The sequence below is a fragment of the uncultured Gimesia sp. genome, from assembly GCF_937910335.1.
GTDB lineage: Bacteria > Planctomycetota > Planctomycetia > Planctomycetales > Planctomycetaceae > Gimesia.
In genome coordinates this window covers 1-11,906 of sequence record NZ_CALEMX010000532.1, presented here as the reverse complement: position 1 = coordinate 11,906, position 11,906 = coordinate 1, and the positions used below count along the sequence as shown (strand labels likewise).

Here is an 11,906-nt window from a genome sequence, read left to right as displayed (position 1 = left end):
CAGAGCCTGTTTCGAGAAACAGCTCACTTGTCTGAGACCTTCCCTCCGGCGGGCGCCTTGCCTACCACCGGAGCCAGCCGCTTTGTGCTCACGGCCAACTCATCAACCCAGAGCTTCTGTGCATGGGGCAGTAAGCCGGGGCCGAAGTAAGGCGTCATCAGGAACTGGTTGAATTTCATCGCCGGAAAATCGGTCGAGCGGAGTACAACGTTGGTGTGCTCGACCACCAGCTTCCCATCAAACCAACCGCGGACGATGCCGTCCCGGTTGGGCCGGTCGTTCTGTAAATCCAGGGTATTGAGTTTGAAGCATGCCTCGATGCAATGCCACTTGTCGTCCGTAAATAGTTTCTCGCGGCTGTCGTAGAACAGCCCGTTGTAGCCACCCTTGAGTGGCCCCTGGGTCAGGCCATGACGAGTGTCCTTATGTCCGTGGCCGCGAGGCGCAGCTTACCGTTCACTGGTTCGATGTAGAGCGTGAGGTGACTACGTGCTGGCCCATGCCACTTCGAGTTCTCGGTGGTCATGAAATGGATGATAATTTCTTCCAGTCCACCCCCAGTCTTTCGAGAGCTTGAGATGGAAACGCAACCAGACCTCGTCGGTCGGTTCGATTGAACGCCGGACACCGGATGAGACCGTTGGCTGTGAGCCCCCATCAAGCCATCCATATTCGATGCAGCCCCGCCCAGCCCAAGCGTCGCCGACAATCCGGAACTTTTTCCCGTCATACCATTTGCGCTGATTCAGATTCGTATCTTCGAAACTCTCGCTGAAAAGCATCTCCGCGGACATAGCCGCACCCGCGAATAGGCTAGTGGAGAGCGCTAAGCTGAGGCTGAAAATAAAAGTTTTATTGATATTCATGGGTGGTGATATGACCTATCTTGGAAATAAATTGTTTCCGCGTATAACCTGTAGGATGCAAATGTGCCTCATAACACGCATTTTCTTCAAGTCAAATTTTACAAAGTACTTAGTACCTTTTGACAAAATTTTCAGCGAGTTTAATGGTTTCAGTGTATCGTAAGCGATCCACAAAATACACTTTCACTTCTGTTTTATACTGAGTGTGTTCAATGTGCCATCATATTCAGGAGCGAACGCAATGCCCGCAGCCAAGTCAACACACCGTAACAACCAACGGCGGAACCCGGTCCTCCGCGAAGCCTTCTGTCGCAAAACCAGTTCAGACCGCATGCAATCGGGATCAACCCTCTTCCCAATAGTCAAGCACTTCCTGTCGCGTATTAAATGTGTCAACAGAGCCATTCATTTCAACCTGGAGTGAAAAAATGGTTCTTCGATGTTAATGGCTGTCGTCTGTATGACCCTTCGTGAAAACAACGACATCATTTTCTGGTATCGTAAACGTGGCACACCAATAGTTCGCCAGCCATTGGAAAGTCTCAACCGAATAAAAGCAGACATGTGTCGGGTCATTTTTATAATGCCAGGTTGAAAAGGCTTTACGGTCAATGACGCGTTTGGTCATGATCCCCAGAGAACCATTAGGTTTAAGACACGACCAAAGCTGGTCCAGTTCGCTTCGTGGGTGATGCAGGTGTTCTAAGACTTCGGTAGCAGTGATGAAATCATACTGATGTTCCAGTGATTTCGTGTCGGGAGCATAAAATGGATCATAAATTTCCATCCTGTGCCCCGCCTCTTCGAACATCACAGAAAGAGTCGGCCCCGGCCCCGATCCGAAATCAAGTCCTCGACTATTGAGCGGCAAGCGTTGTGACATCGGCTCAAACAATCGTCCCAGAAAACGACGGTAACCAGGATCGTCGGGAGAATTCTGATGTTGGTCGTATACTGCTTTCTCAGCCTGTGATGTCAAAAACTGTTCGGGTGGCACATAGACTAGCTGACAACTCGGGCAGCGAAAATAAGTGCGGTCGTCTTCATAGAAATGAGCCCCGCCTGATATCTGGCATAAAGGGCATATATTAAAGGAGTCAGGTACCATAAAATATCTTTTTGTCTGTGCCAATAAGAAAATATTCTCCGCGTCAATTATGTTCTGACCCGATAGAAATGAAGAACCGTTCGTTCACGGGCAGCTTCGAGGGTATCTGGCCGTCGTAAGTTAGATTTCCCGAATTCGGATATTCCGAAAGCGAACAACCCCGGCATTATGCTTTTGGAGGCCGATCACGCCTCGAGGATGCTTTAATTCTGGTTTTTCCAAGTGCTTTGCAACGTAGTCATCAATGTTGGCATCGATAATTTTGGTTTGATTGACCGAAATGACTAATCTGCGACCATCTGCACGGACCCTCATTTGGTGCCATTGTCCGGCGGGCGTGGATACTTGCTGATTGGGAGGAATCACACCATACACGGCTCCCGACTTATGAATGGATTTTAATTTTGAAAAACTGGGTAAGGCATCATCGAGTAATTGAATTTCCATGCTGTCGATAATGGGTTTCGTTTTCGTGCGTGCAGGTTTGCGAATCATAATGCCACTATTTGCACCAGGCGACAATTTATATTCCAACTCCAATTCAAAATCAGCAAACTCCTGATTTGTCACCAGACATTCTACCGGCCCTCGTTTGGTTTTTCCACGAGTGGTATAGATTTCTCCATTCTGAATTTTCCACCATTTCAAGTCGCCTGCCACCGTCCAACCGGTAAGGTCTTTGCCGTTAAACAGAGTGATCCATTCTGTTTGCAGCTTGGCTTTGTCTGACTGAGGTAGCTTCGGATTCGCCGCCTTTGGGAGATTCGGATTCACAGCTTTTTTGGGTACCGCTGGGATCGCTGGCGCGCCCTTTTCATTTTCTGCCTGTTTATTGAACATCACTTTTTGCCAGGGAAGAAAGAAACTTGCCGTTGCCATCACCAGAAATGCAACCAGCAAGATTGAGACAAGTCCTAAATATTGGCTGACAAACCCTGTGCCTTCTCCAACGGGTGAGCCACTTGAAGAAAATTCAGGAGTTCCTCCCCCTTTTTTGCGATGCTTATTGCTTCCTCTTTTCTTTCGTTTCCGAAGTCGTTTGTCGTAATCGCTTCGCAATTGAGAATCCAGCAGACAGAATTTCGCCTCCTGGATTTCGTATTGGATTTTATGAGCCGTTTCGGCATGTTCGCCTGCTTCAAACTGTTGTATAAAATCGGCCTGGCGCTCCGCGGCGGCTTCAATGATCTGAGGCGACATTTCTTCAGGCGCAATGCCCAGCAGTTCGTAATAAGTGGGTGGACGATTTTCTTTGGGAATACCGAACCAGCGGTGGTATGGGGCAAACCCGCTTGAAGATCTCTTTCCAGCCATTGTGCCAATCCATCCTAAACAAATGAGTTCTAATTAATTATTTTCGCGATGATACAATCGACTATTAAGTAACCGTATCATAATTATCTTTATTTTTACACTACTGAATAATATTTCTATCACAAGGGCGCGATTAGCCGAGAGTGTCAAAATGCCTTCGTTTGTGATACGGTATTAGCTCTTATTACCTTCTATCATATCGAAATCTTGCGTCACTCGGCATCGAAGCCGGCGAGGAGTTATTGTGAGTCCCATCATAAAAAGATTCATGGCAGGGCTGCTATTTTGTTTGTCAGTCAGCACAAATACAGCAGTCGCCGAGTCAACATCCAGTTTCAGTCCGGCTGACACTTCAAGTCCGCGAAGCACGTTGAAAGAATTCATCGACGCCAGTAACGAAATTTATGGGGTGGTGCGTGACAATAAATATATTGATCGTGACTCAGAATTAATACGGTCGACCGCAATGCGGATGCTCGACTGTCTCGATTTAAGCGACTTACCGGCGTTTGCCAGTGAAGCGCGGGCTTCGGAAGTAGCGATTTGTTTGAAAGAGATTTTGGATCGGACTGATCTGCCCCCGTTTGATGAAATTCCCGGAACGGAAGAGGTCACTGCAGAGGGCGATAAACTGACACGCTGGCGGATTCCCGGTACGCGCATCATAATCTCTCGCGTAGAAGAGGGGCCGCAAAAACATGAGTATTTATTTTCAAAGGGGACAGTTGGTCGGGCGATTCGCTATTATCAGGACGTGAAGTCGTTTCCCTATCGAACCACTGGCCCTGAAACGTCACCCGGTTTTTACAACTGGTATTTTTCTTCACCCGGCAATTCCGCAATCGCGCCCTTTATTAACAGGCTACCCTCGGGATTTCGTAGTCAGGTCTTTGGGATGGCGGCCTGGAAATGGCCAGCACTCATCATTACGTTTTTGGTGGCAAGTTTCATTATGGTCTTTATTTTTCGAATTCACTCCAATTTGGCCAATCGCTGGAAAGGAAAGAGTGTTTTCTGGTATTGCCTGACCATTTTACTTCCCGTTCTTGGCGTTCTGACTCCCATCATGGTGAGCCTTATTGTGAAAGACGATCTCGTTGTCCGCGGGATGCCACTCTACTTAATCGAATTTTGCAGTCTGATGATCTCTTTATTTGTATCGATCTATCTGGTATTCGCTGCCAGCAATCGTGTGGCTGAAGTCATCATCAACTCGCCGAAAATTAATCCGCAAGGACTGAATGCTCAGCTCATTCGCATTGTTTCAAGATTGCTGAGTCTGGTACTTGCTGTGGTAGTCTTCCTAATGGGAGGACAATATTTGGGGATTAAACTCACCACATTGCTGGCCAGTGCAGGAATCGGCGGTCTGGCAATTGCGCTGGCGGCTCAAGATACGTTGAAAACACTCTTCGGGACCATTATGTTGATGGCCGACAAACCCTTTCGTGTAGGTGAACGAATTGTGTTCAATAAATATGACGGTGTTGTTGAGGATATCGGATTGCGCTCAACGCGCGTGCGACTTTTAACCGGAAACCTGGTGACCATTCCCAATGATGAACTGGCTCGCTTCGACATCGAAAATATCACACGTCGGCCACATATCCGCCGCACAGCCAATATCAAAATTCCGTTAGACACGCCCCGAGACAAATTGGAACAGTGTGTGGAACTCATTCGTGGAGCATTAAAAGACCATGAGGGAATGAATCCTGAATTTCCGCCGCGCGTTTATTTTAATGAATTTAATGATGACTCGTTCAATATCAAAATCTTCTACTGGTACAGCCCACCGGAATATTGGGACTTTTTAGCCTTCAGTGAAAAGATGAATCTCGAGATATTTCAGGCTTTTGAAAAGCAGGGCATTCAATTTTCACAACCGTATCGTATTGTTAATAACGATACAGAAAGTTGAAACGTGAGCCCATTGGATGTAACACCTGGCGCTGTGCAAGTCGCTCGTCTTGAGTTTCTCTAGACGAGACACGATCGTAATATCATTGTCATATATGGAGAGTATCAATGTTTCGAAATAGTACTATCAGTCTGAATCGCCTGGCAAAATGCCGCTGGCGCTATCATATGTTGACCTTGGGGATAACCTGCTTCTTTTCGACCATTGCCGCTGCGCAAGAGGTCTCTGTAACGACAGATCCCATTTCGCGTTATTTCAAGATCACTTATCCTGTTCCCCGGAATGCACCCGATGTGATTCAGGTGCATTGTACCTTTTCAGTCCCTGGTTCAGATGCTTGGCAAAAAGCACAAGTCATGCCCCTCGTTTCAGAGACGGCTCTGAAATTGCTGCCGGTCCAGGAATGGAATCACTGGAATTCAAATGGATTTATTACGGAACGCCGGGCGGCGGGCCTGCATCGCACCCTTGTCTTCAACCCCTATCCCGCAGCCGTTCAGGAAGGCAAAGTAGACGCAGCATTTCGTATCGAAATTCGAGGTGCGGGAGATGAAGTCCTGGCAACTTATACCACTGATCTCCAGGCAGATCAAAGCGATGTCTTCTACATCGAAGACTGGTCCCAGGTCTTTCAGAAAGAAAATCTTCAAAAGGACGATGGTGATGCACCCCAAAAATGGAAATGGCGTGAAGGCTGGGACGCAAAAAAGGGCATGTCCCTGGGCAATAGTCTCTATGGAAATGCCGGAAAAAAATTGGGTATGCCCCAACTGTCGTATCCGCTTGACTTAAAGGGCTGGTATGCGATTTATATCCATGCACCAGGATCCATTCGATTGCGTTTTACCGGCGATGAACGAAACGATTTGCTGTCTACGCGTCGGGGCGAAGAGGTCTTATGGCGCTGGGCAAAGCTGGACCATCAAAATCTTGTATTGAAACAGCATCACAACTACACCGGCTACGTCCCTTCTATGATCGATTATGTCAAGTTTGTACCTCTTACGAACGAGCAGCGAGCCGCTCTGGATGCACCATTTACGGCGCCGCACGACAAGTTTATCGCCGCTTACTGGGAACCCTACTCCTTTGCCTTTCATGATGATGTTCAAGATACACTGTGGCATCGAGAATATTTAACAGCTTATTCTGAAGCAAATATGGATCTGATCGACATGCAAATTGGTCGGATGGGAATGAAGGTAGTTTATGAATCTCGCTTGACGGATAATCTCTACTATGCAACCAGAGGCGATCCGATTGGCGCGGTCGCGCACCCGCAGACAGATAATGTGGGTCGGATGCAGCAGTTTACAAATACACTCCAAACATCAGTCCGCCACGCTCGTGAATTAGATCTGAAATTACATGCTAACTTTGGTGCGAGTAACTGTTATCCCGGTTCACCCCTGCAAGGACAATTTTCCAAAGATCATCCGAAATGGATGCGAGGCTCTTCTCTGCGTTATGAAGTTCCCGAAGTACGTGCTTATGCACTGAGTCTCTTTCGGGAATCGTTGGAATTAGGAGCGCGGGGAATTTCGATCGACTACTGTCGGTATCCGGGTACGATCGATGTACCCGAAACAGCCAACCTGTTTCAAAAAGAACTCAAGGCCATAGCCGACGAATTCAGTGCAGCGCGCGGCAAACCCGTTCCCATTCTGATCCGCTTTCCCGCCCATGGAGTCAATGCGAGCGAGAAATTTGACTATGCGACCTGGGCCAGGGAAGGGTGGGTTGACTATCTCTGTCCCAGTAATATTCAAGGTCGACATAACCACTTCGATATTACGCCTTACAAAAAAGCAGTAGCAGGGACAAAATGCATCTTGCTACCCTCCATGGATGGACTTTCCTGGGGCAATCCACTGCCGGGACCTTTTCTATGGCGTGCGAAACAACTTTATGACGCGGGCGCACCGGGGCTCTATATTTATCAGGCCGATTCGCGTGTTTTGGGAAAGCCTACGGATCGCCGGACCATGCGTATGCTTGGCAGCAGCCAGGCCATTCAGGCTTATTGGGAAGAAGACACACGACTCCGTCCGGAGCGCAGTAAAGGAATTTACATTACACGAAACATGCAGATCGAAGGCTGGCATGGCTGGCAACGGCTTCGCGTATGGACCGAAGGAATTGACCTGGGCCCGATGGAATTCTATCTCGATGGAAAACTCATCGATAAGAAAGCGGGACCACCCTATCTACTGGGCACAGAAGAACACACTTCCGACAAAATCATTCCACGCGGTAAGCATACGTTGAAAATACGCGCCCGGGACGGTGATGGCTGGTTAGAGCAGACCTTTCCCATAGTGGGCGCCGGTTAATTATCCAGAAGGTTTCTACACTTTATCGGGTCAATCTGGATGTCCCTTCCATTCAAAGCATCTTGCGCGAATCTGAACTGCCTTTCGATTTGGAGGAAAGTGCGCAACTCACTCAATAGAACTGGAAGGGCAACCCAAACCGATTATCATTCTTGTGTGATTTCTGATGACTTTCATACGAAAATCTTTGTATAATTAGCTGTAATGAATTCTACCCGGGTTTACCATTCTCCGCGGCTTTTACCATGGCATTGAATCAGAAAAGGCTGGCGTTATGATTGCTTTGAGTTCCCTTGTGCTGGCTGTGTCTATGGGGGCTTTGCCCGCCGATCCTCCCACTACGCTTCAGATTCGCGAAACCGTGCAGCGCAGCATTCCCTATATTGAGGAGCAGGGGCAATGGTGGATTACAAAGAAAAAATGCGTCTCCTGTCATCGAGGCGGGAACATGGTCTGGAGCTTGGCTCTCGCGAAGCGAAATGGCTTCGAAGTCAGTCAGAAACTTGACGAATGGTTCGACTGGGCCGTCGATAAATCACTCTCCAAAAATGATAAAGGGAAAATTGTCGGCTTGGGAAACAAAGAAGGGGTCGCGCAGATTCTATTGAGTCTTGATCCGAGCAACCTCAAACCGCATCAGATTGACACCCAAAACAAACTGGCCGCGCTATTACGCAACGGGCAACAAGCGGATGGCTCATGGAAACCGGGGGGACAACTCCCCTCTCAAAAGCGACCAATAACAGAAACAGCAAGCGTCTCAACCATGTGGCTGACGCTGACACTGCTCGTTGCCAGCAACAGCCCTGAAGGCAGTCAGGCCGTTGAACGGGCGATGAAGTACATCAAACAAAGTACGCCCGGCAAGAGCATCGAATGGTATGCACTAAGATTATTACTATCAGTCCAGACAAAAGATGCAAAATTACGCGCTGAATTTGTGAAGAAGCTGCGCAGCCAGCAAAAACCGGATGGCGGCTGGGGCTGGATGGTGACAGATGAGAGTGATGCACTAGGCACAGGTCTGGCGCTGTACGCATTACTTCGCGCCGGGCTGGACTCGAACGACCAAGCCATCAAACGTGCGCAACAGTTTCTTGTCAGCACACAACGCGACGACGGTTCCTGGCCAGTCAAGGGTACGAAAGAAAAGAAGAAAAACAACGTTGAAGAGACAGCCGTCTACTGGGGCACGACCTGGGCTGCCGTGAGTTTAATTGAAAGTCTTCCAAAAGAATCAGAGTAGATGTCGAAAAAATAATGCGATTGGACGTCTGAGGAAATAAGTGACTCCATGCAAGCCTTGAATGCTCTCTTTCTTGTTGCTTTGTTTACAACCACCTTCGCTATCATCGCGGCCATTGTGATGAGTGTTCTCTATCTATTCGGCGTACGTCGGAAACAGAGATGGATCTTTGCGACGTTTGTTTTATATTGCAGCTTCCTGTGCGTTGACTTCTATCTCAACACGCGGCCAGCAGTCGTCTTTGAAAGATGGCTCGGTTTTGCCCCGCCTGCACAGGTTCAAGACCTGAAATCATCCTTCTGGATCCTCGGCGATCATGGCAGAATGTGGTTGACATGTACAACAACCCAGGAAACATTTAACCGGATTATCAAACGCGGAATGAAAAGAAAGCCCGATGTCGGAAGATCGCAGCACTATCATCGCAAGTTTTCAGAGCACTTTGGAACAGAAACCGAAGATGCCTATTTCAATGCGACCACAGGACGTCTCAGATTTTCATGGGAAGGTGTCGACTAGGGGCTATCAGCACTACTTTCGAACAACCTTCTTTTGTGGATTACCAAATATATGATGAGACATTCATTGCCTAAGAATGATTTGGTTTTAATCCCGGACGAGCCCCAATGATCGGAAGAGACGACGCAGTGGTCGTATCCAGACCGTGATGAAGTAAAACGCGAGTGCGCCTTTTAGTGAATGTCGCCAGATCGTTTCCTCGTCATCGATGAAGTAGGCATATTTTCGTGCGACCATTGCATTGGCTATAACCCTTCCAATTTCAAAATAGTTGGCCAAAGGGGAATCGGCAGAGAAGGGGGTCACTTCAGTCGTCTCTAATCGTTGGTCATGTTTTTTGGCAAGCGCTCTGAATTTGAGCTTGGACCAGGTAATTTGTTCCTCTACACCAGAAATATCCTGCTCACCGATTTCGTTGGTGGTGCAGAGAATCCGTCCATCTTCTGTCCATGAATAAAAAGAGATCCCGTTCGCCACGATTTTGGCAACGGTTCCGCTGCTGACAACAACTAGCGTTGAGTTATCCGGGGAAATCCAGAAGTCGCAACGAATGCGGTAGATTTTCGTCTTACCACTATGAAAGATTCCGCCATGAACGTAGCCACTTTTTACAGCATCTTTGTTGGCTTCATTAGCCAGCGGAAGCGGCGTGTATTCCTCCCCGGCCTTTGGTTGATAGTACGGCTCGATGAGTCGTTTTTCCCACAAGCAGGCGGCGACAACTAAAATAAAGAAGAATCCGATGATCCCGAAAAAAATAGCCAGCGAATAAAGTAGGTCATAGTTCATCGATATTTTGTCTCGTCAACGAATATTAAACTTGAACAGGCACATCATTGATTTTCCACATTGTGCCAAATTTGAATGCGATTGACAAAGATTAAATGCACTATTTAATGCTTGGAGCAAGCCAGCTTGATGCGAAGAGACGCGAGAATCAACCAAAAGATGAGATTGCGATTCACTATGAACGGGAGCACAAAAAAACGCTCGCTGTCATTGCTGACAACGAGCGTTTCAAAAAGCGAGGCCGACGGGACTTGAACCCGCAACCCCCGGATCGACAGTCCGGTACTCTAACCAATTGAGCTACGGCCCCTTTTTGGGTGGTCGGCGATAATAGGCAATCATTTTCGTGAATGCCACTTCTCCGACACAAAAATTGATGAGAATGTTCTAAAATTTCTCATTTTGAACTCATCTGTGTAGATCTGAGTTCAACACCCAATATAACGAGAGGGTAATGGCACGACAAGTCATACCAAAATCGTATTCTATGAATCGGAATTCTGACCTAAACACATTAAACATAACACCTTGTTTCGCCTAAAAAACGAAAGTTGTCATGTGTTCCGGGTTAGTCTGTAATCGTTGTACGATAAAAATCATTTGCAGCAGCTACGCCGGCGCCAGGTGAAAGTTGATAGCCGGCATGTAATAGGCATTGATCCAGAGCCGCCAGAAACAGAAGCACATGAGATGTCTGACTGCTTTCACCCATCAGTCCAATTCGCCAGGTCTTACCTTTCATTGGCCCCAGACCACCCCCAATTTCGATTCCGAAACGGTTTAAAAGCTGGCCGCGAATATCCGCATCATCGACCCCTTCAGGAATTTTGACTGCGTTGAGCATGGGAAGTTGATGGTCTTCGGCAACTGCGAATTCGATTCCCATCGCTTCGAGACCTGATTTCAGTGCACAGTGGTTAGCGTAGTGTCGGGAATATCGGTTTTCCATGCCTTCCACAAGAACCAGCCGCAGCGCTTCATGCAGACCGTAATTCATGTTGATCGGTGCAGTATGATGGTAGGCCCGTGAATCACCCCAGTAGGAACGGACCATTGACATGTCCAGGTACCAACTCGAAACCTTCGTCTTGCGGGCGTCCATAGCGGCAACTGCGCGGGAACTGAACGTAACAGGCGAAAGACCGGGAGGACAACTTAGACACTTTTGTGTTCCACTGTAAGCGGCGTCGATATCCCATTCATCAATTTTAACTGGCATCCCACCCAGAGATGTTACGCAATCTACCAGCAACAGGGCATCTGCCTCGTGAACAACTTTCGAAATATCGTTCAGCGACTGAGCAACTCCCGTAGATGTTTCTGCATGCACGATGCCTACAACCTTAGGCTGTTCTTTCTTGACCACTTCTTCAATTTCTTCGACGGAAAAAACTTCGCCAAAGGGACGGTTGATCTGCACGACTTCCGCACCAATGCGACCTGCGACATCTGCCATTCGTCCGCCAAAAACGCCGTTCGTGCAGACAACAATTTTGTCACCAGGTTCGAGGAGATTGACGACGCAGGCTTCCATTCCGGAACTTCCAGTACCGCTGACAGCCAGCGTGAGTTCGTTGGTTGTATGAAAGATCGTTCTCAGCATATCCTGGACTTCATCCATGATTTTTAGAAAATAAGGATCCAGATGCCCGACAGTCGGTGCTCCCAGTGCAGACAATACACTGGCAGAAACATCACTGGGACCGGGTCCCATCAATGTGCGGCGTGGAGGATGAATGGGGCTATGCTGGTGGTGTTCAATGGTCATTGCTAATTGCTCTTTAAGGGTTGAAATCTTTTAAACACGCTT

The 11,906-nt window shown here is 48.0% G+C and carries 10 protein-coding genes and 1 tRNA gene; 4 read left to right on the top strand and 7 right to left on the bottom strand.

Translation table 11 applies throughout. The features are described from left to right. Positions 1–23: 23 nt before the first annotated feature. The 4 genes from Q0668_RS21930 to Q0668_RS21915 form a co-directional block, all read right to left on the bottom strand. On the bottom strand, positions 24–227 hold the full coding sequence (locus Q0668_RS21930; RefSeq protein ID WP_298868580.1) for a hypothetical protein: 204 nt from the start codon (positions 225–227) through the stop codon (positions 24–26). 258 nt (positions 228–485) lie between these two features. Then, positions 486–794 carry a hypothetical protein gene (locus Q0668_RS21925; protein WP_298868578.1) on the bottom strand — a complete coding sequence of 103 codons (309 nt, stop codon included), beginning with the start codon at positions 792–794 and terminating at the stop codon, positions 486–488. A 514-nt stretch (positions 795–1,308) separates the two neighbouring features. Then, positions 1,309–1,974 carry a class I SAM-dependent methyltransferase gene (locus Q0668_RS21920; protein WP_298868576.1) on the bottom strand — a complete coding sequence of 222 codons (666 nt, stop codon included), beginning with the start codon at positions 1,972–1,974 and terminating at the stop codon, positions 1,309–1,311. A gap of 120 nt (positions 1,975–2,094) precedes the next feature. After that, positions 2,095–3,288, bottom strand: coding sequence for a DUF1080 domain-containing protein (locus Q0668_RS21915; RefSeq protein ID WP_298868574.1), 1,194 nt, complete (start codon positions 3,286–3,288; stop codon positions 2,095–2,097). A 244-nt stretch (positions 3,289–3,532) separates the two neighbouring features. Between Q0668_RS21915 and Q0668_RS21910 the strand changes: the two genes are divergently transcribed. The 4 genes from Q0668_RS21910 (at position 3,533) to Q0668_RS21895 (ending at position 9,307) form a co-directional block, all read left to right on the top strand. After that, positions 3,533–5,209, top strand: a complete 1,677-nt coding sequence (locus Q0668_RS21910; protein WP_298868573.1) for a mechanosensitive ion channel family protein — start codon at positions 3,533–3,535, stop codon at positions 5,207–5,209. A 107-nt stretch (positions 5,210–5,316) separates the two neighbouring features. Beyond that, positions 5,317–7,542 carry a hypothetical protein gene (locus Q0668_RS21905; protein ID WP_298868571.1) on the top strand — a complete coding sequence of 742 codons (2,226 nt, stop codon included), beginning with the start codon at positions 5,317–5,319 and terminating at the stop codon, positions 7,540–7,542. Between the two features lie 274 nt (positions 7,543–7,816). Continuing rightward, positions 7,817–8,788 carry a prenyltransferase/squalene oxidase repeat-containing protein gene (locus Q0668_RS21900; RefSeq protein ID WP_298868569.1) on the top strand — a complete coding sequence of 324 codons (972 nt, stop codon included), beginning with the start codon at positions 7,817–7,819 and terminating at the stop codon, positions 8,786–8,788. A gap of 48 nt (positions 8,789–8,836) precedes the next feature. Then, a complete protein-coding gene (locus Q0668_RS21895; RefSeq protein WP_298868567.1) occupies positions 8,837–9,307 on the top strand; it encodes a hypothetical protein in 471 nt (156 codons plus the stop codon). An 87-nt stretch (positions 9,308–9,394) separates the two neighbouring features. Here the strand turns inward: Q0668_RS21895 and Q0668_RS21890 are convergent, their stop codons facing one another. From Q0668_RS21890 to Q0668_RS21880, 3 genes are all read right to left on the bottom strand, one after another. After that, positions 9,395–10,096 (bottom strand): hypothetical protein, encoded by a 702-nt coding sequence (locus Q0668_RS21890; RefSeq protein WP_298868565.1) that lies wholly within the window; start codon positions 10,094–10,096, stop codon positions 9,395–9,397. A 236-nt stretch (positions 10,097–10,332) separates the two neighbouring features. Beyond that, positions 10,333–10,406, bottom strand: a tRNA-Asp gene (locus Q0668_RS21885). A gap of 258 nt (positions 10,407–10,664) precedes the next feature. Then, positions 10,665–11,864, bottom strand: a complete 1,200-nt coding sequence (locus Q0668_RS21880; RefSeq protein WP_298868563.1) for an alanine--glyoxylate aminotransferase family protein — start codon at positions 11,862–11,864, stop codon at positions 10,665–10,667. Positions 11,865–11,906: the final 42 nt, after the last annotated feature.